At 60.6% G+C, this 22,842-nt stretch carries 17 protein-coding genes; 16 read left to right on the top strand and 1 reads right to left on the bottom strand.

Features of this window, described 5'->3' with window-relative positions; genetic code table 11:
• Window positions 1-481: 481 nt before the first annotated feature.
• Entirely contained in the window at window positions 482-1,165 is a 684-nt protein-coding gene (locus JW929_09140) for a glycosyltransferase family 2 protein (GenBank protein MBN1439561.1), read from the bottom strand.
• 94 nt (window positions 1,166-1,259) lie between these two features.
• On the opposite strand from JW929_09140, the gene JW929_09145 reads away from it, so the two are divergent.
• From JW929_09145 to raiA, 16 genes are all read left to right on the top strand, one after another.
• The gene (locus JW929_09145; GenBank protein ID MBN1439562.1) at window positions 1,260-2,609 is read left to right on the top strand and encodes an AAA family ATPase; all 1,350 of its coding nucleotides are present in this window, start codon (window positions 1,260-1,262) and stop codon (window positions 2,607-2,609) included.
• Window positions 2,610-2,802: 193 nt separating this feature from the next.
• On the top strand, window positions 2,803-4,446 hold the full coding sequence (locus JW929_09150; protein ID MBN1439563.1) for a glycosyltransferase family 39 protein: 1,644 nt from the start codon (window positions 2,803-2,805) through the stop codon (window positions 4,444-4,446).
• Between the two features lie 142 nt (window positions 4,447-4,588).
• Complete coding sequence (locus tag JW929_09155; protein MBN1439564.1) at window positions 4,589-8,650, top strand: tetratricopeptide repeat protein; 4,062 nt, start codon at window positions 4,589-4,591, stop codon at window positions 8,648-8,650.
• A gap of 80 nt (window positions 8,651-8,730) precedes the next feature.
• Entirely contained in the window at window positions 8,731-10,173 is a 1,443-nt protein-coding gene (locus JW929_09160; protein MBN1439565.1) for a hypothetical protein, read from the top strand.
• Between the two features lie 12 nt (window positions 10,174-10,185).
• On the top strand, window positions 10,186-11,805 hold the full coding sequence (locus JW929_09165) for a hypothetical protein (GenBank protein MBN1439566.1): 1,620 nt from the start codon (window positions 10,186-10,188) through the stop codon (window positions 11,803-11,805).
• Window positions 11,802-13,289: a hypothetical protein gene (locus JW929_09170; protein ID MBN1439567.1), complete on the top strand. Its 1,488-nt coding sequence runs from the start codon at window positions 11,802-11,804 to the stop codon at window positions 13,287-13,289. Before JW929_09165 ends, JW929_09170 begins: the two co-directional genes overlap by 4 nt.
• 82 nt (window positions 13,290-13,371) lie before the next feature.
• A complete protein-coding gene (locus JW929_09175; GenBank protein ID MBN1439568.1) occupies window positions 13,372-14,097 on the top strand; it encodes a response regulator transcription factor in 726 nt (241 codons plus the stop codon).
• A gap of 12 nt (window positions 14,098-14,109) precedes the next feature.
• Window positions 14,110-15,168 (top strand): hypothetical protein, encoded by a 1,059-nt coding sequence (locus tag JW929_09180; GenBank protein MBN1439569.1) that lies wholly within the window; start codon window positions 14,110-14,112, stop codon window positions 15,166-15,168.
• 357 nt (window positions 15,169-15,525) lie between these two features.
• Complete coding sequence (locus tag JW929_09185) at window positions 15,526-15,672, top strand: Flp family type IVb pilin (GenBank protein MBN1439570.1); 147 nt, start codon at window positions 15,526-15,528, stop codon at window positions 15,670-15,672.
• Window positions 15,673-15,842: 170 nt separating this feature from the next.
• Window positions 15,843-16,868 carry a hypothetical protein gene (locus JW929_09190; protein MBN1439571.1) on the top strand — a complete coding sequence of 342 codons (1,026 nt, stop codon included), beginning with the start codon at window positions 15,843-15,845 and terminating at the stop codon, window positions 16,866-16,868.
• 6 nt (window positions 16,869-16,874) lie between these two features.
• Window positions 16,875-18,113: a response regulator gene (locus JW929_09195; GenBank protein ID MBN1439572.1), complete on the top strand. Its 1,239-nt coding sequence runs from the start codon at window positions 16,875-16,877 to the stop codon at window positions 18,111-18,113.
• 234 nt (window positions 18,114-18,347) lie between these two features.
• Window positions 18,348-19,553, top strand: coding sequence for a CpaF family protein (locus JW929_09200; protein MBN1439573.1), 1,206 nt, complete (start codon window positions 18,348-18,350; stop codon window positions 19,551-19,553).
• A gap of 19 nt (window positions 19,554-19,572) precedes the next feature.
• Complete coding sequence (locus JW929_09205; GenBank protein ID MBN1439574.1) at window positions 19,573-20,541, top strand: type II secretion system F family protein; 969 nt, start codon at window positions 19,573-19,575, stop codon at window positions 20,539-20,541.
• A gap of 9 nt (window positions 20,542-20,550) precedes the next feature.
• Entirely contained in the window at window positions 20,551-21,501 is a 951-nt protein-coding gene (locus tag JW929_09210; GenBank protein MBN1439575.1) for a type II secretion system F family protein, read from the top strand.
• Complete coding sequence (locus JW929_09215) at window positions 21,501-22,247, top strand: ComF family protein (protein ID MBN1439576.1); 747 nt, start codon at window positions 21,501-21,503, stop codon at window positions 22,245-22,247. Before JW929_09210 ends, JW929_09215 begins: the two co-directional genes overlap by 1 nt.
• Before the next feature lie 25 nt (window positions 22,248-22,272).
• Entirely contained in the window at window positions 22,273-22,833 is a 561-nt protein-coding gene (raiA, locus tag JW929_09220) for a ribosome-associated translation inhibitor RaiA (protein ID MBN1439577.1), read from the top strand.
• The last annotated feature ends 9 nt before the right edge of the window (window positions 22,834-22,842 follow it).

The raw sequence follows: 22,842 nt of genomic DNA on the forward strand, positions 1-22,842 counted from the left end.
TCCATCGATTATGAAAATGAAAAAAGGAATTTTTCCTCACCCTGCAAAAGGATTTTTCGAGACACCACACTTGGCAGGGTGTTGAAAAAAACATGGCGGTTGAGAAGCCCCAGTGCATTTTCAGAGCGCAACGAAATTATTGAAAATTGCTAGGGTCTCGTCCGCCCTGGCCGGGCTGGGCCAGGGATGCGCCTGAATAAACAGCGGCCTACCCCGGCCTTGCTCCGAGTAGCGGGGCGAGGCTCGACTACCCTTATCAACATACAAAAAAAGTCCCGAGCGGATATTACGAGTGAAGCGAGGGAAAGGCGGATGGGGGGAGGCTGAGATAGGTAAAAAAACCGTTCTTAGCTTCATCGCGCCTTAGTGGTTATTAAGAAAAAAGCCCGCCGAGCGAAGGAATGTCAGGGACAACTATGCCGATTCATCTCTCTGCGTGTATTTGCGACTTGGTTTTCTATCACCCAGGCCGAGAAGACGGTTAATCCACAAAACGGTACTTTACCAGCGCCCAAACGGCCGCGAAGGCGTCGGCCAGCCCGATCTTTTTCCCTTCGTTGTACTCCCGCGGATTGAAGGAGATCGGAATTTCAAAAAGCCGCGCCTTGCGCTTCAGGACCTTGGCGGTGATTTCGGGTTCGAAGTCGAACCGGTTAGCGCGTAATGGAATGCTTTTCAGCAGATCGGCTTTAAACACCTTGTATCCGGTTTCCATATCCGAGAGGATGCTGTTGTAGAGAACATTGGTCGCCAGGGTCAGCAAGTGGTTGGCCACCATGTGCCAGAACATCGTCACCCGGCGTTTGGCTCCGAGGAAGCGGGATCCGTACACCACGTCCGCCACTCCACATTCGATCGGCTCCAGCAGGGCGGGGTATTCCGCCGGGTTGTATTCAAGGTCGGCATCCTGGACCAGGATCACGTCGCCGGAGGCTTTGCGGAATCCCGTCCGCAGCGCCGCGCCCTTTCCCTGATTGCAATCATGGAATACGGCGACGACCTCGGGGGGAGAGTCGAGCGAACGGAGGATCTCGCGGGTTCCGTCGGTCGAGCCGTCGTCGACCAACAGTATCTCGGATGCCAAGCCGGTGGCCTTTACCCTGCGGACGATCTCGGCCGCCGTTTCCTTCTCGTTGAAGACGGGGATCACCACGCTTAATTTCATCGAGGGAAAGTATACCGGGACTGACGGTGTTGGGCAACCCGCGAGCTCGTGCTATAATTCGTTGGAATCAGGATCCAGCCCCCCGGTCTTCTGCATCTGGAGGTGTCCTTTGCCCACTCCTGCATCGATCCCCCGCGCCGCCGAATCGGGCCCCCGTTTCACACCGCCCGTCATCACCCGCGTGGAAGATACCGGCCTCTCTTCGCTGTGGCTGCAGGACCTGGCTTTAAAAATTTTCTACTTCCGCGGATACCTCACCGGCTTCCGGGTGGCCGACCTCATGGCGCTGCCCTTTACCGGGATCGTGGACCAGATCGTCGAAACCCTGAAGCGGGAAAAACTGATCGAGGTGAAATCCCAAACCGGGATCGGCGACGGCGCCTACCAGTACGCCATTACCGGTCAGGGGATGATTCGCGCGCGGGAGGCGCTGGATCGCAGCCAGTATGCGGGAGCGGCGCCCGTTCCGCTCACCGACTACAATGCGGCGATTCGCAAACAAGCCCGGGCGCGCCCGGCCGTCAACGCCCGCGTGATGCATCAATGCCTGCACGCCCTGACGCTTTCGGAGACGACATTTTCCCGGATCGGTCCGGCGGTGAACTCCGGAACGTCGATCTTCCTGTACGGACCTCCCGGAAACGGAAAAACCACTATGGCCCGGGCGATCGGCGACCTGATTCTTCAAGAAGAAATGTACATTCCCTACGCCCTGGACGTGGAAGGACATGTCGTCAAGTTATACGATTCCGTGAACCACCAATTGGTTCCCGAAGACGATCCTTCCTCCAGCCAGGCCACCAGCACCATCCAGCGCAGCGCCAGCAAACGGGATCCGCGCTGGGTGCGGATCCGGCGGCCGTTCATCATGGTCGGAGGCGAATTAACCCTGGCCGGATTGGATCTGGTGTTCAACGACGTGCAGAAATACTACGAGGCGCCGTTTCAGGTGAAGGCCAACGGCGGCATCCTGCTGATCGACGACTTCGGCCGCCAGCAGGTGCGTCCGCGGGATCTGTTGAACCGCTGGATCGTGCCCCTCGAAAATCGGATCGACTATCTGACCCTCCACACCGGACAAAAAATCGAAATCCCCTTCGACGTGATGGTGGTGTTCTCGACCAACCTTCCGCCGAAGGATCTGGTGGATGAAGCCTTCCTGCGCCGCCTGCGCCACAAGATCGAAGTGGTGGATCCGACCTTTGACGAGTACCGCGAAATCTTCAAACGGGTTGCGGAATCGAAGGGCGTGGCTTACAACGAACAGGCGCTGGCGTACCTGATCCAGGAATACTATATCAAGACCAACCGCAAACCGCGGGCTTCGCATCCGCGCGATTTGTGCGATCAGATCCTCGACATCGGCCGCTATATGGGCACGGAACCCACCATGACCAAGGACCTGATCGACCGGGCCGCGCAATCTTACTTCGTCGAGCTCTAACCGGAATGCCGGCTTCTCCCGGCCCCATCCTCCGAACGACGCCGGCGGAATTGCCCACCGCCGGCTTTTTTCCGCCCGGGCGGGCGCGGAATCGAACGGAGGAATCCGGCGGCACCGGGCTGCGTTTCTTGAATCCCCCCAACGATTTTCTTATAATGGATGGTGTTCTTATCCTGATCATGGGAAGGGCATTATGGATCGGACAACCGGCCTTTGGACCTCCGGCAAGCGGGCCGTCATCGTCGGCCTGATCGCCGCAGCGCTCCTGATCCTCACCGCCGACGCCATCGGACTCACCTGGGATGAGCCGGCCTACATCACGGCCTCGGAATCCTACACAGGCTGGTTCCACCGGCTGGTGTTCGGTCCGCACGGCGTATTGAACCGGAAGGTCATCGACGGTCATTGGACGGCGAACTCCGAGCATCCGCCCCTTAACAAGGTTTTCTCCGGGCTGGTGTGGGGGGTGACGCACACCCTCGTCGACGATCTGCTGGCGCACCGGTTGGCCAACATGCTGTTGTTCGGGCTGATGGCCGCGCTTTTGTATCACATGATCGCGGACGAGTTGGGGGAAGCGGCGGCGATCGGGTCCGTGGCCGCCCTCATGACCTTGCCGAGGCTCTTCTTCCACGCCCACTTGGCGGCGCTCGACGTTCCCGCCGCCGGGATGATCGTGGTCGTCACCTACGTATTCTGGCGCACGAAGGAAAGCGCCCGTTGGCGCTATACGGTCCTGCTGGGCGCGGTGTGGGGCTTGGCCCTCTCCACCAAAATCAACACAGCCTTCGTGCTGCCGACCCTTTTCCTGTGGACGTTGGTTTTCCGGCGGAAACCCTACCTGATCCTGCGTTTGGTGCTGGCCGGTATCCTCGCCGCGCCCGTCTTCGTCGGGTTATGGCCGTGGCTGTATTACGACACCTTTGAGCGAATTAAGGATTTTGTGGCTTTCCAGACGGTAAGCCACTGGAAGATACCGCAGTATTATCTCGGCCGGCTGTTCATGCCGCCCCCGTGGCATTTCCCCTTCGTGATGACCTTGGCCGTCGTTCCCTTGGGTACGCTGATCCTGGCCGGCCTCGGAATCCTGCGCGGAATATTCCGACGGCGGGACCGGGCGTTCTGCAGTCTGTTGCTCCTAAACGCGTTGGTGCCGATGCTCGTGGTGGCCGCCGGACGGACCATGGTTTACGACAACGAACGGTTGATCATGCCCGCCTTTCCGTTTCTGGCCGCACTGGCCGGCGCCGGATTCTCCTGGCTGGCGCGCATGCTGCGGTCGATGTTCCAACGCGTCCGGGTTCCCGTTCTGGGAACCGCGCTGTCCGCCGCGGCGGCCCTGATCGTGCTTGCCCCGGCCGTGCACGGCATCACCTCCTACTTTCCGCACCTGCTTTCGTATTATTCCGAAGCCGTGGGCGGATTGCCCGGAGCGGCGAAAATGGGATTGGAGACCACGTATTGGTGTGAAAGTTACCGCGAGGCGATCGATTTCATCAACGCCAACGCCAAACCCGGGGATTCGGTGTGGGTCGAATCCTCGAGCTACGAAGTATTGGTGTACTACCAGTTGCACGGCGTCCTGCGGCAGGATGTCGTCATCGCCGTTCCGGAAGGCTTCGGAACGGAATCGATCTTCGGCGGCGGAGTCACCTCCCTTAAGCCCGCGGTCGCCTTCGACGAAGCGACATTCGTGATCCTCCAATACCGCCAATCCGGCCTTTACCAACCGGACAATTCCGAGACCGAGCTGCTGGAATGGGCCTCCGGCCGGCAGCCGGCCTACCGTTTGGAGCGGGAGGGGGTTCCCGTCATGGATGTGTATTGGAGTTACTGAGCGGGCAATTCGGCGGATCGTCCGCGCCGCCGCGGTCCGCCGACGGTATTGATGTCTGAAAGGGCGCATGGAAACCGGAGGAGATGCCCTTTGGGTTGCGATTTCTCATAAGATGATGCATACTTAATGCGAAGGATGACGGATGACGGAAATCGCACTCCGCGCGTATAACCAGGAGATCAAGGACCTTATCGATCACGGCCATTTCGATGAGGCGATCGCGCATTGCCAGCACGTCTTGGAATCCTTCCCACGCCATATCGAAACCTACCGGCTCTTGGGAAAGGCGTTCTTGGAACAAGGCCGCCACGGCGATGCTGCGGACGTGTTCCAGCGGGTGCTTTCCGCCATACCCGAAGACTGGCTTTCGCACGTGGCGATGGCCATCGTCCGGGAGGACGAAAGCAACCTCGATATGGCGATCTGGCATATGGAGCGCGCCTACGAGGTGAATCCGTCCAATCCGACGGTTCAGCAGGAGGTGCGCAGGCTGCGCGGCCGGCGGGACGGGGTGGAACCGCCGAAACTCCGCCTTACCCGTTCGGCGCTGGCGCGGATGTACATCAAAGGGGGGTTGTACGGGCAGGCGATCGCGGAGATCCGCGGCGCTCTGTCAGAGGATCCGGACCGGCCGGATTTGCAGGTCCTGCTGGCATCCGCACTATACGATTCCGGTGCAATCCAGGAGGCCGCCGACCTCTGCAACACCCTTTTGCAGAAGCTCCCCTATTGCCTGGAGGCCAACCGGATACTGGGCTTGGTCCTGCTGGCGACGGACAAAGCGGAGGACGCGGAAAAATTATTCCAGCGGATAGAATCGCTGGATCCCCATATCGATATCGAGATCTTGAAAAAAGACAAGCGGATTGCTGAGCATCCCGGGCAAATGGTCTCTCTCTCCCGTCTGGAGTATGAGGGGCAGGAAAAGACCGTCCGCACAAAGCAGCAGCCGTCTTGGGCGTCGTCTTTGGGATTGAAGATCGAAGAACCGCAGCAAAAACAAGCCATTCCGGATTGGCTGGCGGCGGCCTCCCAGTCTTCAGCCGCATCCCCGTCCACTCCCAAACCCGCCGAGTCTTCGGCGGAATCCGCGGCAGCGATTCCCTCCTGGCTGGAGCAAGCCTCGGCTGCTGTCACGCCTCCCGTTCCGTCGGGTCCTTCGATTGGCACTCCGGCGGAGCCGCCCATCCCGATCGCCCGAACTGCGACGGGCGAACTTCCGGATTGGATTCAGAAGCAGGCGATTCCAGCCGAAACGCCGCCGGAGAGGACGTCCAGCCCGCTTCCGGATTGGTTGTCGGCGGCGGCTGCGCCGCCTGAAACGGCCTCCCCCGTTTCCGCAACGGCAACCGGTGATGCGCTTCCGGATTGGCTGGCCGCCGCCGCGGCGGCGCCGATGGCGGACCAGCCGGTCGAACCCAAGGCGCCCGCAGGAACGGCGGAACAGGCCACCGGCAACGCTTTACCGGATTGGATCAAAACGTCCTCCCTGACGTCGGAGCCGCCGAAGGAAAAAATTTCCGATATTCCGGATTGGCTATCTACTCCGCCTCCACCCGCGGTGGATGCTCTGCCGCCCACATCTTTGCCGGAGTGGTCCAGGCCGGAAACGAAAACCGGCCCGTTGGAAATCGAATCCGGAAATATCCCCGATTGGCTGAGTTCATCGCAACCCACCAGCTCCGGGGTCGCGCCGGAACAGGAATGGATGAAAGAGGCACCCAAACCGCCCTCCGACGCCATGCCGGAATGGATGAAGGGAGTATCCCCGGCCGAACCTCAGGCCTCCGTCCAACCCTCCGGCGAAGACGTTCCGGATTGGCTGCGGGAGACGACAGCCCCGGCCGCGAAACCGGTGGAACTGGTTCCCGAATGGATGCGCGGCGAAGCCTCGGCACCCGCCGCCAGCCCGCCCAAAAAATCGGCCGGCAAAATGCCTCCGCCGGAAGAAGATATTCCAGAATGGATGAAACCGGAACCGTCCGAGGTGCCGGTTCTCCCGCCGTCGAAACCGATCTTCGGTGCAAAAACCGAACCGCCGGCAGAGGCGCCTTCGGCGCCGCCTTCCGCCCCAACGCCAGCGGCATCCGCTCCGGAAGTAGACTTGCCGGATTGGATGAAAGCCGCTTCATCCCCGGAGCCCGCCGCCGAAAAACCGCGGGAGGCCGAACCCGAGGCGGCACCCGCGGAGGAAATTCCAGATTGGTTGAAAGGCGCCGCCCCATCGGGGATCCAACCCGCCGCGATGCCGGTGGAAGGCGCGGAATCTCCGGCGGCCGCAGAGGAACGCCCTCCGGCGGAACCCGTTCCGGATGTCGATATGCCCGACTGGTTGAAAGCGGTCCCGGCACGGCCGCCGGCCCCCGTGGAAGCAAAACCGTCCGTCGAAGCTCCGGTTCAAACGGCTCCTGCTGTGGAAATCCCGGATTGGTTGAAGGGCGGGCCCTCAGCAGCCGCCGCGGAATCGGGCCAGCCGAAAGCGCCCGCCGAAGTCCCGGCAGGAGCCGAACCGGAGGTGGAACTGCCGGATTGGCTCAGAGATGCTTCGTCCGTACCGGCTTCGGGAGCCGTTGCGGCAACACCCGTGGTAACACCTTCCTCACCCCCGTCAGAGGCTGTTGCCTCTGCGGAGGCCCCTGAGACTCCTTTCATTTCGCAAAAATCCGCTCCTCCCAAACCGCCACAAACCCTGCCGGGACAAGCGGCCGAGGAACCGGGTCCAGCCCATGCAACGCCGACGGCCAAAGACGGAATAGACCTGCCGGATTGGCTGGTCACCCAACTGCAGGGAAAACCGAATGCCGCGGAAGCCGCTCCCGCCGCGGCGAAAGCCGAGGCGCCGTTGCCCGATTGGTTGAGGCCGGCGAATTCCGGAGCGGCGGCTCCCGTCGTGGACTGGGAAAAAGCCGCCAGCCAGCCGTTGCCTGCGGCGCCGGTCGATGCGACGAGGCCGGCAAAACCAGCGGAGGAAAAACCCGCGGGCGGGGCGGCGCAAGTCCCCGGATGGCTGGATAAATCCAAACCGACTGGAAGCGATACGGTGGCCCGATGGCTGGACCGGCGGTTGAAAACCTCCACGTTGAGTTCTTTGGATGAAGCGGTATTGAAAAGCGGTGTGAAGCCTTCCACAGCACCGCCGCCGGGCCGGACCGGCACCGGAACACAGCTGCCGACTTGGCTGGATGCCCAAAAACCGGGCGCCTCCGACACCGTCGTCCGTTGGATGGACAAGCGGGAGACCGGGTCGCTGAGGAAGACACCAACCGCGACCTTTTCATCCGTCTCTAAAGCTGCAGCCATTGCGAGAGGGGAATCCCTCCCTCCGTCTGCGGAGACGCCGGCCAAAAGCGAAGCACCGGCGCCGGTATCCGGGTCGGAGGATACCGTCACCTCAAAGAGGTCACCTGTCGAAAGCACGCCGGTCCAGGCGCAACCGGCCGCCGCTGTTCCATTCCCTGCGCCGGTTCCGCCGAAACCGCCGGCGGAACCGAGAATTCCCAAACCGGCCCAGGCCGAGGCGACTGTGTCTACGGCCGGCACGGCCGCCGGCGAAGATGATGAGGGGGAATTCGTTCCGCCGCCGGAATGGCTGCAGAAAGCCTTGGGAAGCGCCGTGGCGGACGTGCCGCCCATTCCAAAGAAACAAACCGGCAACCTCAAACCCGGGACCGTATCCCCGGTTTCCGCGTCCACTCCGAAGAGCATGTCCCGCCCCGCGGCGCCGCCGGAGAAATCCGTTGCCGCGGTTTCCCCGCCACCCGCCGAAGTGACTCGCAAGACCGTTCCGGCCGAAGAATCGGAGCCCGCCGCCGTCGCCAGACCCGGCGCTTGGGTTCCGTTGGCCCCGCAGGCGGCAACAGCTCCGACTGCACCCGAACCGGCGCCTGCGGCCGCCAAACCCGAAAAAGCCGCAAAGAAATCCTCCCGAAAGAAGGCTCGGAAAATTACCGCCGTGGAAGCGGAAGCGATCATCCGCGAAGCCCGCATCTATCTGGAAACCGATTTGCAGAAAGCATCCGAGGCGTATCAGCAAGTGATCGAGGATCCCGAACGCGCAGAGATCGTCGCGGGAGACCTGACGACCTATCTGGAGCAGGATCCGGCGTCGCCCCAGCTCTGGAACCTTCTGGGAGATGCTTGCAGCCGCGCCGGCCGCCTGCAAGACGCCTACCGGGCTTATGCGGAAGCCTTGCGCCGGATGTAGCCGCGCTGAATTGCTGATTGCGCTCCGCCGCCCGCCAATTCTCCGATTTCGCCCCCGCTCGATATCGAATTGAGGTAGCCGTGAACATACGCCGCCTGGTGATTACCGTCGTTTTTCTAGGTCTGCTGTATATGGCCGCCCGGCCGATGATCGACACGGACACCTGGTGGCACCTGCGGACCGGGCAATGGATCCTGGAAAACCGGGCTCTGCCGCAAGTGGATCGGTTCTCCTTTTCACGGGACGGCGAACCGTGGTACTACCCGGGCTGGCTGGCGGAAATACTCATGGCCAAGGTGCACGCGCTGGGCGGCTTGGCGGGGTTGAATCTCCTGTTCGGCGGCGTACTGGTTTTGGCTTTTCTCGTCATCCATCTCACCATGGAAGGGAATCCCTTCCTGCGCGGCGCGGTTTTTATCCTGGCCGCGGGCGCATCCGAAATTTATTGGAATGCGCGTCCGCAACTGTTCACATTTCTGTTCACCGCCTGCTTTTACCTTTGCCTGCGGCGGTATCTTTGGGGCAGACGGAACGCACTATGGGTTCTGCCCCTGATCATGGTCCTGTGGGTCAATATCCACGCCGGGTTTGCAGTTGGGTTCATTCTTTTGCTTGTTGCGGTTTTCGGGCAGGGGTTGCATTTCCTGGCGCAAGGCGCCTCCCGGCCTCCCGAGACGGGCCGGAAGCTGGCCTGGCTGGTCGGAACGCTTGCGGCGTGCCTGGCTGCGGCCGCCGTCAATCCGCATGGAATAACCATCCTCGCCTACCCGTTTAAGACCGTATCGATCCAATTCCTACAGAGATTCATCCAGGAATGGCAGTCGCCCGATTTCCATTACCTGGAAGCCCAGCTGTTCCTGATCCTCTTTTTTGCGGCGTGGGCCGCGGTCGTTTTCTCCCCCGAGAAGATGGATGTCCGCGATTTTTGTTTCCTCGCGTTTATCGGCTATATGGGTTTTCTGGCCTGGCGGAACACCAATTTGCTTTCCATCGTCGCTCCGGCCGTCATCATGAAATACGCCCAGCCCATCGTGGACCGTCTTTTCCCAGGCTGGGATCCGGACCATGCCGTATCGAAACTGCAGTCCGCCGTCCACATCGCGGCGGCCGCCTGCCTGACCGTCGCGGTTCTGTTTCTCGGAGCCGCATCGCTTTCACCGGAATCCATCCAAACGGCCATCCGCCGGCAGGTGCCGGTTGACGCCGTCTCCTATTTGGCGGAAAATCCGGTGCAAGGCAGGATGTTCAATTCCTACAACTTCGGTTCTTATCTGTTGTGGTATCTGCCCGGAATCCCGGTGTTTGTGGACGGCAGGACGGACCTCTACGATGACGAAATCCTGAGTCAATACCTCACGGTCATTCATGCGCGGGAAGGCTGGCGCGAGATCATGGAACAATGGCGGATTGAAGTAGTGTTTGTCGAAGTCACCGCCCCGATCCGGCAGGTTCTACTTTCTGAGGGATGGACGGTTTTGTATCAGGACGATAAAGCCGTCATCCTCGTCTTGCCCGGAGGCTGAACCTCCCCGGCCATGACCCCCCAAACCCGATCGGCCTCCGCGTGGCGCGGGTTCCTCTTGCTCCTGCTTCTGCTGACGGCTTCGGCGGCGGCGTGGATGGAAGCCTTCTTCATCCGCCGGCCCGGAACGATGGATGCCTGCTACTACTACAGCGGCGGCGTGAACCTCGTCCGCGGAACGGGTTGGCAGGAGTTTTTTTTATGGAACTACTTGGATGAGGAGGCTGAGATTCCTTACCCCGCCTACCAATACTGGATGCCGCTCGCTTCATTCGTCGCGGCGGCGGGGATGGGATTGTTGGGGGAGGGCTTCCGGCAAGCCCAGGCGCCGTTGTTGCTTCTCGCCGTATCCTTCCCCTGGCTGGCCTTCCTCACGGGCAAGCAGTTGACCGGTTCTTTCCGGGTCGGCATCCTCGCCGGTTTTTTCGCGATCGGTTCGGGTTTCTACACCGTCTACTGGTTGAATACCGAGAGTTTTCTGATTTATGCGTGGATTGGAGGTTTGACCCTCCTGCTGGCCGCCCGGTCAGGCCGATCGCAAACCCGCCGGCGTGTTTTTCTGATCGGCGCACTGTGCGGATTGGCGCATCTTGCCCGAGCGGACGGCATCCTCTTGTTGGGAGTGGCCGCCATCCTAATCCTGGCAGACGGTTGCTTTTCCTACCCGGCCCGCGCCGGCCGGACCTGTCTTCTAGCGGCCGGGTATTTCCTCACCAGCGGAATCTGGTATCTCCGCAACCTGCGGGTATGGGGAAGCCCGTTTCCTCCCGGCACGGGAAAGGCGTTTTTCCTCAACGAATACAACGACCTTTTCCGATACCCCTCCGCCGATCTCACCCTGGAGCGATTCCTCTCCGCCGGCTTGGAGGATATGCTGGCCGCGCGCTGGGAGGCGTTTCAGGCCAACCTGACCACGACGGTTTTCGTACTCGGCTTGGTTTTTTTGTTCCCGCTAATGGCCTGGGGTGCGTATCTCCTCAGGCGCAAATCCGAAATCCGGACCGCTGCCGGTTATCTGCTGATTCTTTTTTTCCTGATGACCGCGGTATATCCGTTCCAAGGGTCGCGCGGCGGTTTTCTCCATTCATCTGCGGCGCTGATTCCGGCGGCGGCGGCGGCGGCGGCGTTGGGTTTGGAGGACGTTGTCGAACGGCTGATTCGCTGGAGGAAATGGGAAGCGGTTTCCGCACGCGCTTTCCTGGGAGCCGGCATGGCCGGTTTGGCGCTTTCTGCCAGCGCATTCATCTATTACAGCCGCGTGGTCGGCTCGGCGTCCGGAGGGTCCGCTTGGGATGGATTGAACGTCCAATACGTAATGGGTGTCTCCCGCTTGGAACCGGTGCCGCCCGGAACCATCCGGTTCATGGTCAACAATCCGCCGTGCTTCTATGTTCGGACGGGGTATCCGGGCCTACCGGTGCCGGCAGGGGATTCCACAATGCTTCTCGAAGCCGCCGACCGATATGGAGTCCGTTTTGTCGTGTTGGACGGAAACGCTCCGGAAGGACTGCAGTCCCTGTACCGGGGTACGGACTCGCATCCGCGGCTGAGGCGGATTTTCAGCTTGGAGTACGACGGCATGGAGTATGTGTGGTTTGAAGTGATCCCCGCCGCTCCGGGAACGGATTCATGAAGCGCCTTTTGCGCGTCGCGGCTTGGGGATGCCTCTGGTTGGCCGGGCCGGCCTTGTTCCTAGTTCGGGAACAAGCCGGCGGGGTATCCGGATTTCCGCTGGATGACGCGTGGATTCACCAAACCTATGCCCGTTCCCTGGCCGGAGGCTTGGGGTGGTCCTACGCCGGCGGGCCGCAGTCCGCAGGATCCACTTCGCCTTTGTGGACTCTTTTGCAGGTTCCCGCATTTTGGTTTTCCCTGCCGCCCAAAGTCTGGAGCAGTGTGTTGGGCATCGTTCTGCTGGCCGCCAACGCCGGACTGATCGGGCTGTGGATCCGACGAATCGACCGCGGAGCCTCCCGTTTGGCGTTTTTTTTCTGCTTGGCGGAATGGCACCTGGTATGGGCGGCGCTGTCCGGAATGGAAACCGTCCTGTTTTGCACCTGGATTTCCGCAATCCTTTTCCTTTTCTTTCCGGTGCATGATGACCGGGGCGGACAATCCCAATTCCCGCTGGCGGCTGCGGCGATGGGTGCGCTTTCGGGCATGGGCGTATGGATTCGGCCGGAGGCGCTTCTGCTTACCGGACTGGCAGGGCTCGCCGCGGCGATCCAATGGCGGCCGGTTTCGGCCGGGAAGGCGGCGGGTTACCTGGCGGGCGCGGCGATGCCGATTTTTCTATACGCGGCCTTGGAGTATTCCCTGAACGGACGCATGCTGCCGAACACCTATTTCGTAAAAACCGTGGAATATACATCTTTGACCTCGACCACGATCCTGATCCGTTTGCTGCAGCCGTGGATCCCGCTGCTCGCGGGGCCGATCGCCGTCCTGGCATTCTTCCTGCCGAGCGGGGCGCTGGGAGTGCTCCGCGGGCGCGGGGCGGTGTGGGGGTTGCCTTTGCTCTGGGCGGTTGCCCATCTCGCCCTGTATGCCGTGCAGCTTCCGGCGACCTACCAGCACGGGCGCTATTTCATCCCCGTCCTTCCGGTCCTGATCGCGTACGGCACAGTTGGAGGCCACCGCTTATGGAAAAAACACTCCTCCGCGGGAGCCGGACGGATTGCCGTTCGCACGCTGTCGATCAGCGCGGCGGGACTGGCGGCCGCCTTCTTATGGATCGGCGCCGGACAATTCGCGGAAGACGTCCGCCTGATCGAATCCGAAATGGTCGCGGCATCGGTCTGGATCCGCGACCACATGCCGCCGGAAACGGTGGTGGCCGCCCACGATATCGGCGCGCTGGGATTCTTCGGCGGCAGGAGAATCCTGGACTTGGGGGGGGTGACCGACCTGGGCGCCGTGAACCTTCTGGCGGGGAAGATCAGCCTCCGCGAATACCTGGAACGGGGGGAGGCCGATCTGCTGATGACCATGCCGGATTTTTACCCCGGTGAATTGGACTCCTGCACGCCGTTGGAGGGGTTTTCCGGCGGAATTCCCGCGGCGGAATCAAGCCGGCGCACTCGGATTTACCTCTGGCGGGAGGCTTGCGCATGGTGAGGCGCAGAGCGGAGGGGCCGCGGATTCGCCCGCATGTTTGCCAAGCCACAGGGGTAATGCTATACTTTCGTGCGGGAGTTCCATGACCGATATTAGAATCGTACTCATCGACGATCATCCGCTTTACCGCGAGGGCGTGAAGAAAGCCATCACGTCTTTTTCGGATTTGACCATCGTGGGCGAAGCCGGAAACGGACACGACGGGCTGGACTTGCTCCGCAACACCCGTCCGGACGTTGCGATCCTCGACGTCAATCTCCCGGATGAAAACGGCCTGCAGATCGCCCGGCGGGCGGGATCCGAGATGCCCGACATAAAAATCGTCCTCCTGACGGGCTACACGGATTGCGAGCAGCCGCTGCACGCCTTTCGAGCGGGCGCCCGGGCGTATTGCTCCAAGGACATCGAACATGAACAGCTGGCGGAAATCATCCGGATCGTCGCCTCGGGAAAATGGGTGTACGAGGGCCGGATCATGGACGCCAAGGAAAAGCAGGCCTGGTTGGACGATCAGATGGCCGGGCTCAAGACGGAAACCGGTTCCGAGGATCTTTTCGCCCCCTTGACCCAACGGGAATCCGAGATCCTCAACCTGGTGGCACGCGGATTGACCAACAAACAAATCGGATACCTGCTGGGAATCAGCGAGCAAACGGTTAAAAACCACCTCACTTCGCTGCTGCGGAAGATCGGCGCCAGCGACCGGACCCAAGCCGTGGTCTACGCGCTAAAGCACGGGTGGATCCGCCTCCCGGAAGGAAACGAAACATCGGAACCATCCTCCCTACCGTTCTCCAAAGAGGAATGATCAGGGCCGCCCATGACGAAAGAGTCCAAAACCCCGGAGCCCGCGGATCTGGAAAAAGAAACCCTGTCCGTAGACGATCTCGTCCCCTTGATCGGATCGCAATTGGACGAGATAAAAACCCAGTCGAAAGAAATCCGGTCGCTGATAAGTCAAAGCCGCAGCGAAGTAGAAAAAATGAAGATGCGGCAGGCTTCCGAGGCCATGCGGCTGAAGCAGATCCAATCCTCCTTCGATTCCGTGCCCCGGGAGGACATCCGCAAGGCGTATGAATCCTCGATGGACACCCAACAACGCCTGTTCGCCATGAGCGGACAACTGGAGCGCCTGCAAGCCCAGCAAGGGGTCCTCGACCAATTCGCTTCCTTCCTTGAAAAAATCCACGAAACCCTGCGGATCAGCCAGCCGGATGCGGCCGCCGGCCCGGCGCCGAAATCGGTCGTCGTCCGGGTGGTGGAAGCCCAGGAGGAGGAGCGCAAGCGGCTTTCGCGGCAGATGCACGACGGACCGGCGCAAGTCCTATCCAACTTCATCCTCCAGGCGGAAATTGCCGCGCGGCTGTTCGAAATGGATCCGGTCCGCGCCAAAGAGGAACTGAACAACCTGAAAGCCACCGCCAACTCCGCCTTCCAGAGGGTCCGCAATTACATTTTCGAACTGCGTCCAATGATGCTCGACGATCTAGGGCTTGTCCCGACGTTGAGAAAGTATCTGGACAGCATCAAAGAACAGGGACAACAGGAGATAACCTTCGTGTTCACGGGAACCGAACGCCGGATGCCGAGCCACATTGAAGTGGTTACGTTCCGGGCGATCCAGGAATTGGTAGCCCTGGCCCGCGATGAGGCCGAGGCGGGAAAAATCAAAGTCTCGGTGGATCTGGACGACGTGCGGGTGAAGACGGTTTTGGAAAACGACGGGAAAATCCTGGAAGAAAAAAGCAGCGGAGAGGAAGATCCGCATGGTTTAAAGTCGTTGCGGGAGAGGGTGGAAATGCTGGGTGGGTCGTTCGATTACGCATCCCAGGCGGGGCAGGGCACATACACCGCGATCGAACTTCCCGCGGGAGAATAAACATCCCGCCGCGGCGGGCAAGAAGGCGCGCGCCCCAGTGGTTTTGCGATCTAAAACACCGGAAATATTTCGACCGGTTGTTATTAATACCGCTGGCTTTGCCGGCCGGTATCGACAATTCCGGAAAATCAAGAAATCGATCTCGGCATACTTCCGACGTTTGTTTCGGGAATTGCGACTTTCCCGAGGGATGCTTTCGTTCATCTAGTACTAAAGTCTTTCTCGCAGAGAAAGAGTATTCTCCGCCACAAGCCGCCGAATAGCGCCCTCGGCAAGTATTCCGCAATTTACCTTCCAAACCGGGGAAGGTATAATGGAAAAAACCAGATCCATTTTCTAGGAAAGGAGGTGAAAGCCATGCTAAAGAAATTGCAGAAGAAAGGGCAAGGTTTGGTCGAGTATGCATTGATTTTGGTGTTGGTTGCCATCGTGATTATTATTATCCTTTCGGTCCTCGGTCCCGCCATCGGCAACGTCTTCAGCCAGATCATCAGCGCGATCTAGCGACCGATAGCAGACCGGAAAATTGAGCCCCGTTTTTCGGGGCTCAATTTATTTCGGAGTAATATTATCCGCAATCAAAAAATATACTGTTTTTTTACGCCTCTCCTTGACTTTTGTCATATTATTAGTATGATAGCAAACATTCGGCGCCTATCCACCTGGAGGTCCAAATGAGACGAAGGATGTTGTTGATCCTTGCCCTGGTTATTTTTGTCGTCGCCGGGGTGGTCTATATCCTTTTACAGGGATTTCCCGGAACACAAAAACCCACGCCGACGCCCGAACTGAGTCCCTACACGATCATCTTCGTCGCCCAAGACATACCGGCGGGCTCTACGATAACCGCCGACAGCTTGGTGGAAGGGCCATGGCCGCGGGATATGCCGTTGCCGGGCTTGGTCACGGATATGTCCGCCGTGGTCGGCAAGCGGGCGCGGATCGACCTCCGCCGCGGCGAACCGATCTTCTCCTCTCAGGTGGTGGAGAGCGGCGCGGCCGTGTCCGACACCGCATCCGCGACGGCTTTGAAGATCACCCCCGGGAAGGTGGCGATCGCCGTCCCGATGAACCGTCTGACCGGGGTCGCCTACGCCATCGGCAACGGCGACCACATCATGATCATCGCCTCGATGCGGTTTATCAGCCTGGATAAGGAATTCCAGACTGAAATGCCGAACAACGTTCTGCTGGTGGGGATCGACTCGGAAGGAAAGATCACCTTCACCCAGATTCAAAGCGGCAAGATTTTCAAGGAATCACCTCTCAGCGACATTCTTCTGGCGACGTATTACACGCCCATCGAACCCCAGCGTCCGCGCTTGGTCAGCGCAGTAATCGTTTCGGATGCCCGGGTGCTGAGCGTCGGAACGGTGAGTCGGCCTGTCGCCGCCGCAACTCCCGCTGCGGGAGGAGGCGCCGCGGCCGCGGTTCCTTCGAGCACGCCAGACATCCTGGTGATCGAGGTCACGCCGGACGAGGCGCTGGCGGTTAATTTCGTGATGCGGCTCTATGCGGACCTGACCTACGCCCTGCGTTCCGCGGGCGACACCTCCGTAATCAGCGTCGAATCGATGGATTTGGAACGCTTGATGACGGATTTCAAAATCGAGCTTCCGAACACACTTTCGTACGGGACGGTCCCGCGGATCGAAAATCCGTTCAGCTATCTGCTGGGCAACGACGTGGAAGCAAGGTAACTGCGAGTGGCCGATAAAATCCGCGTTCTCATCGTCGATGATATCGCCGAAACCCGGGAGAATATCCGCCGCTTGTTGCAGTTCGAGCGGGATATGGAGGTTGTGGGCGGAGCCCGCACCGGCAAAGAAGCCCTCACCCTGGCGCGCGATACCACGCCGCATGTCGTCATCATGGACATCAACATGCCCGACATGGACGGCATCTCGGCGACCGAGGCGCTGCTGAAGGATCTCCCCAACACTCAGATCGTCATCCTCTCCGTCCAAAACGAGCCGGACTACATGCGCCGGGCGATGCTGGCCGGAGCGCGGGATTTTCTCCCCAAACCCCCGTCCGCCGACGAATTGGTCAGCACGATCCGCAAGGTGGGCCAGCGAGCGCTGGCCCAGCCGAGCATATCGCCTGTGGCGGCCACGCCCGGAGCGCCGGTCAACATCGCCTCCCCGCACGGCCTGCACGGCAAGGTGGTCGTCGTGTACAGCCCGCGGGGCGGGGTGGGGCGGACGATGGTGTCCACCAACCTGGCGCTGGCGCTGAACACCGCGGACACTCCGACGGTGGTCGTCGACGCCGCTCTGCAGTTCGGAGACGTGGCCGCCTGCCTAAACCTGCAAACCCGCAACAGCCTGATCGACCTGGTGGAGCAGGCGGGGGATCTGGACAACGACCTGGTGGAACGCATCGCCATCCATCATCCCTCCGGGATGAAGGTGATCGCGGCGCCGGCCCGCCCCGAACAGGCGGAAGGCGTCCAGGGAGCCCAGATCAGCAAGGTGATCCGCTTTCTCGCGAACGTGTTTCAGTACGTCGTGGTCGACACTGCTTCGGCACTCAACGAGGCTACGATCGGGGCGATCGACGCCAGCGACGTGGTGGTTCTCATCGGCGCCCCCGACCTTCCCACCATCAAGAACCTGAGGATGTTCTTCGATCTGGGCGAGGCGCTAAACCTGACGCCGCAGAAGATGGTCCTGATCATGAATCGCATGGACAAACGCTTCGGGATCTCGGCGGAGAAGGTTGCGGATCTATTAAAGCAGCCGATAGTCGCCCAAATCCCCCTGGACGACAGAGTCGTCCCCCTGTCCACAAACAACGGCGAGCCGTTCATCCTGGCGGACCGCACCAAGCCCATCGCCCGCGCCGTGCTGGAAATGGCCCAGGCGGTGAAAACCCGGCTGGCGGAGATCGCCCAGGCCGGCGTGGAAGAAAGGAAACCGGCGGCGGTCGGCAAAGTCCGGTAAGCCGTGCCGGGGGTATTCCTGTAGAAAGGAAGTGGCACCGTGTCGCTGCTTCGCAGAATCGAACAAGGGCAAGCGCAGACTCCGCAGCAAGAGGACCTTAGCGCTTCGCGCTTGGCGGAATTGCGGTCGCGCCGTCCCACCACCCAGGCGGCCGCACAAACGGGCACTCGCGACGCGTATTTCGACCTGAAAACCCGGGTGCAGAACAAACTCCTGGGGGAATTGGATCCCTCCATGGACGTCAACCGGACGGCCGAAGTGCGCCGGACGATTGAGGAGCTATTCGAAAACATCCTTGCGGAGGAGAGCATTGCCCTCTCCCGCGCGGAAAAAAAACGGCTGTTTGAGGCGATCGTGGCGGAAATCCTCGGTTTCGGCCCGCTGGAACCGCTGTTGGCCGAAGAGGCCGTGACCGAAATCATGGTGAACGGATCCAAGAACGTGTTCGTCGAGCGCAAAGGGAAAATCGAACGGGTCCCGGTGAGCTTCGAGAGCGACGACCACGTGATGCGGATCATCGACCGGATTGTCTCCCCGCTCGGCCGCCGGATCGACGAATCCAGCCCGTACGTAGACGCCCGTCTGCCCGACGGTTCCCGCGTCAACGCGGTCATTCCGCCCATTTCGCTGGTCGGCCCGATCCTCACCATCCGGAAATTCGCCAAGATCCCGATCACCATCGAGAACCTGATCAGCTTCGGAACCATCACCGCCGAAGCGGTGGAGTTCCTGAAGGCTTGCGTTATCGCCCGGATGAACATCGTCATCTCCGGAGGCACCGGTTCGGGGAAGACCACATTGCTCAACATCATTTCCCAGTTCATCCCCTCCGACGAGCGGATCATCACCATTGAGAACGCGGCCGAGCTTCAACTGCGCCAGGAACACGTCGTCTCGCTGGAATCCCGCCCGCCGAACATTGAAGGGCGCGGCGAAGTGACCATCCGCGACCTGGTGATCAACGCGTTGCGGATGCGTCCCGAGCGGATCGTCGTCGGGGAGGTCCGCGACGACGCGGCCCTTGACATGCTCCAGGCGATGAACACCGGCCACGACGGCTCGATGACCACCCTGCACTCTAACAGCCCGCGCGACACGCTCTCGCGCTTGGAGACGATGGTCATGATGGCGGGTATGGATCTGCCGTCCCGCGCCATCCGCGAGCAAATCGCCTCGGCCATCAACATGGTCGTGCACCAGGAGCGCCTTCGCGACGGTTCCCGCCACGTGACCTACATCACGGAGGTGCAGGGAATGGAAGGCGACGTCATCACCATGACGGACCTGTTCGTCTTCGAGCAGACCGGGATTGAATCGGGCAGGGTGGTTGGGCGCCTGCGGCCGACGGGGCTGCGTCCGAAGTTCATGGACCGGATCGAAGCCTCAGGGATTCACCTGCCCGCGTCGGTCTTCGGCATCGGGGAACGCATGCGCTATTGATCTCCCCCGGAGTCATCTCATGTCCCCAGCGTTGATTTCCATCATCTTTGTCGCCGTCGCCGTCATCCTGCTGGTGTTTGCCTTCCTGGGTTCCGGCGACACCTCGGTGGAAGAACGGCTGAGCCGCTATACGGAATTCACCGTACCGGTTGAGGAAAATGAGCCCACCAAAGAAGATAAACAACGAAGCAGTCCGGTGGCGGATTACCTGGAAAAGAACTTTTCACATTCAGATTGGTTTGAAGGCATCTCCAAGGACATCGCCCGGGCGGATCTGAAACTGAGGCCGACGGAATACATCGCCCTGATCGTCATCGCCACCATCGGGATGGGGGCGATCGCATTCCTCCTCTTTAAGAGCATCCTGTTGGCCCCCGTCGGCGCGGTGATCGGATTCTTCCTTCCCGGTTTCTACATCAAGCAAAAACAAAGCGGGCGGCTGCATCAATTCGAAGCCCAAATGGCGGACATGCTGAACCTCAGCGTCAACAGCCTCAGGGCCGGCTATTCCGTGATCCAGGCGCTGGAATCCGTCGCCAAGGAGATGCCGTCCCCCATGTCAGTGGAGATCCGCCGCGTCGTCCAGGAAGTCCAGATCGGCCTTACCCTGGACGTGGCGCTGGAAAACCTCCTGCGCCGGATGAACAGCCCCGACCTGAAGCTGATCATCACGGCGATCAACATCCAGCGCGAGGTCGGCGGCAACCTGGCGGAAATTCTAGACACGATCTCGCACACCATCCGCGAACGGGTCCGGATCAAAGGCGAAATCCGCGTGTTGACAGCCCAGCAGTCGATTACGGGGTATCTGATCGGGTTCCTTCCGTTCGGTTTGGGAGGATTCCTCTACCTCTACAATCCATCCTACATCGGAAAATTTTTTGCGCCGGAATCCCGCGCCTGCGGGATCCCGATGGTGATCTGCGGCGGACTTCTGATCGTTGGAGGGTTCGTCGCCGTCCGGAAAATCGTGTCGATCGAGATTTAACAGGCCATCATGCTTATCGCCGTTTTCATCGGGATTGTTGTCATCGGGGCCGCCGCGCTGGTGTATGCGGCGGTCAAGATGCCCAAGGACCAAACCCCGCTGGACGCCCGGTTGTCGGAATACGCCGGACGGGAAGTGCCGATCAGCCTGGAAGAAATCGAGCTGCAGCAGCCGTTTCACGAGCGGGTGATCCTGCCCATCCTCAAAGGGATCAGCGATCTCATCGTCCGGTTTACGCCGGCCGCCAACATCCAGACCATCCAGAAAAAACTCGATTTGGCCGGCAATCCGTGGGGAGTCGAAGCTCCGGTCTACTGGTCGATGCAGATCGTCTTCGCAGTCCTGTTTGGGGGGGTCTTGTCCTTCCTGTTCCTGTTCGGCACCTGGCGGCCGCAGTGGTTCATCGCGATCGGCTTGGTGATCTTCGGCTTGGTGTTCGGATACTTCTTCCCGCGGCTGTATCTGGACAGCCGAATCGCGCGCCGCCAGGAGAATGTCCGCAAGGCGATGCCGGACGCCTTGGACCTGCTGACCATCTGCGTCGAAGCCGGCCTGGGATTCGATTCCGCCATGTCGAAGGTGACCGAGGAATGGGAGAACGAGTTGAGCATGGCATTAGGCCGGGTGATTCAGGAAATCCGCCTGGGAAAACTCCGCCGCGACGCCTTGCGGGACATGGCCGAACGGATCGGCATCTCCGAAATGACGAGCTTCGTCGCGGCCGTGATCCAATCCGAACAGTTGGGCGTCAGCATGTCGCGGGTATTACGGATCCAAGCCGACCAAATGCGCATGCGCCGAAGGCAGCGCGCCGAAGAGAAGGCCCGTCAAGCCCCCGTGAAGATGATGATTCCGCTCGTGTTCCTGATCTTCCCGTCGATCCTGATCGTGCTCCTGGGTCCTGCGGGATTGATCCTGTTCACGTCGCCGGTCGGGAAGATGTTCTTCGGTGGAGGCTAATGGGCGCCCGGATCATGCGGAGAAGGTTCCCGAGGCTCGAGGAAAACGACCGCTCGCTACAATCCTTCCTGCTTGACCTTTTTTTCCCCCCCCAATGCGTATATTGCCGATCGCTCGGCCCCCGAATTTGCGCCGCCTGCGCCGCCGGGATCGACTGGATCGATTCGCGCCGTTGCCCATGGTGCGGCCTTCCTGAGCCGATCCCGCCGACGCACCGCTGCATCGACCGAACCCGGCTTGACTTCGTCCGGTCGGCGGCAGCCTTCTCGGGACCGCTGCGGAAAGCGCTGCATGCCTTGAAATATGATGCGGACCGCTCCCTGGCTGCGGAGTTGGTCAAACTCGCCTACCCCCATTGGTCTCCGCCGTCCTGGGAATTCGATCTGATCCTTCCTGTGCCGCTGGGGAAACGCCGTCAAATCCAGCGCGGATACAACCAGTCGCTTTTGCTGGCCGGGGCGATCGCGCGACGGTCGGTCATTCCGCTGGGCGAAAAAAACCTTGTCCGAGTCCGCGAGACACAAAGCCAAGTGGGATTGTCGCTCGGAGAGCGCCGGGAGAACGTGGCCGAGGCCTTCCGCGCCGCCGAAGTGGCGGGGCGGAGGATTCTCCTGGTCGACGACGTCTGCACCACGGGGGCGACCCTGGATAGCTGCGCGGCGGCATTGCGCAAGGCAGGCGCCGCCGCAGTGGCAGCGCTGACTTTGGCACGCGCCGTCCTGCCCGCCGCAGGGAGGGAATCCTGAAACCATTCTCAATTGGAGGAAGACAATGACCATCCAAATCCTTGTCAACACCACCGAAATGGAAATGACCCCGCACCTTCAGGAGTACGTGGAGAAGAAGATTAATAAGCTGAGCCGCTTTCTGGACAATATCGACGAGGCCAGGGCGGAATTGAAATACGACCGGGGCGTGCGCAGCGAGAACGACAAGCACGTCGCCCAGCTGACCATCCGGGGAAGGGACTTACTGTTGCGGGCCGAGGAGCGGAGCAACGACATTTACGCGTCCGTGGATGCGGCCCTCGACAAACTCCACCGTCAGATGGAAAAATACAAAGGCCGGCGGATGCGCGTCCGCGGAGAGGGTGGCCCTGTGAAAACCGGAATCGCCGACCACGTCGAGGACGAGCCGGACAAAGACCAAGTCGTCGTCCGCCGGAAGCGCTTCGCGCTCGAGCCGATGAGCGAAACGGAGGCGATCGAGCAAATGCACATGCTGGGACACGAGGAATTTTTCCTCTTCCAGAACGTGCGCAGCGGGGGAATCAACGTGGTATACCGGAGAAGGGACGGGGCCTACGGGATCCTGGAACCCGAGATCCGCTGACGAAGCCGT

The organism is Anaerolineales bacterium, assembly GCA_016928575.1.
In the GTDB taxonomy this organism is placed as follows: Bacteria; Chloroflexota; Anaerolineae; order Anaerolineales; family RBG-16-64-43; genus JAFGKK01.

What these genes read in the sequence shown, in the direction of transcription:
- JW929_09140 (MBN1439561.1), bottom strand. Translation starts at nt 1,165, where the DNA reads ATGAAATTAAGCGTGGTGATCCCCGTCTTCAACGAGAAGGAAACGGCG.
- JW929_09150 (MBN1439563.1), top strand. Translation starts at nt 2,803, where the DNA reads ATGGATCGGACAACCGGCCTTTGGACCTCCGGCAAGCGGGCCGTCATC.
- JW929_09155 (MBN1439564.1), top strand. Translation starts at nt 4,589, where the DNA reads ATGACGGAAATCGCACTCCGCGCGTATAACCAGGAGATCAAGGACCTT.
- JW929_09165 (MBN1439566.1), top strand. Translation starts at nt 10,186, where the DNA reads ATGACCCCCCAAACCCGATCGGCCTCCGCGTGGCGCGGGTTCCTCTTG.
- JW929_09170 (MBN1439567.1), top strand. Translation starts at nt 11,802, where the DNA reads ATGAAGCGCCTTTTGCGCGTCGCGGCTTGGGGATGCCTCTGGTTGGCC.
- JW929_09175 (MBN1439568.1), top strand. Translation starts at nt 13,372, where the DNA reads ATGACCGATATTAGAATCGTACTCATCGACGATCATCCGCTTTACCGC.
- JW929_09180 (MBN1439569.1), top strand. Translation starts at nt 14,110, where the DNA reads ATGACGAAAGAGTCCAAAACCCCGGAGCCCGCGGATCTGGAAAAAGAA.
- JW929_09185 (MBN1439570.1), top strand. Translation starts at nt 15,526, where the DNA reads ATGCTAAAGAAATTGCAGAAGAAAGGGCAAGGTTTGGTCGAGTATGCA.
- JW929_09190 (MBN1439571.1), top strand. Translation starts at nt 15,843, where the DNA reads ATGAGACGAAGGATGTTGTTGATCCTTGCCCTGGTTATTTTTGTCGTC.
- JW929_09200 (MBN1439573.1), top strand. Translation starts at nt 18,348, where the DNA reads ATGGACGTCAACCGGACGGCCGAAGTGCGCCGGACGATTGAGGAGCTA.
- JW929_09205 (MBN1439574.1), top strand. Translation starts at nt 19,573, where the DNA reads ATGTCCCCAGCGTTGATTTCCATCATCTTTGTCGCCGTCGCCGTCATC.
- JW929_09210 (MBN1439575.1), top strand. Translation starts at nt 20,551, where the DNA reads ATGCTTATCGCCGTTTTCATCGGGATTGTTGTCATCGGGGCCGCCGCG.
- JW929_09215 (MBN1439576.1), top strand. Translation starts at nt 21,501, where the DNA reads ATGGGCGCCCGGATCATGCGGAGAAGGTTCCCGAGGCTCGAGGAAAAC.
- raiA (MBN1439577.1), top strand. Translation starts at nt 22,273, where the DNA reads ATGACCATCCAAATCCTTGTCAACACCACCGAAATGGAAATGACCCCG.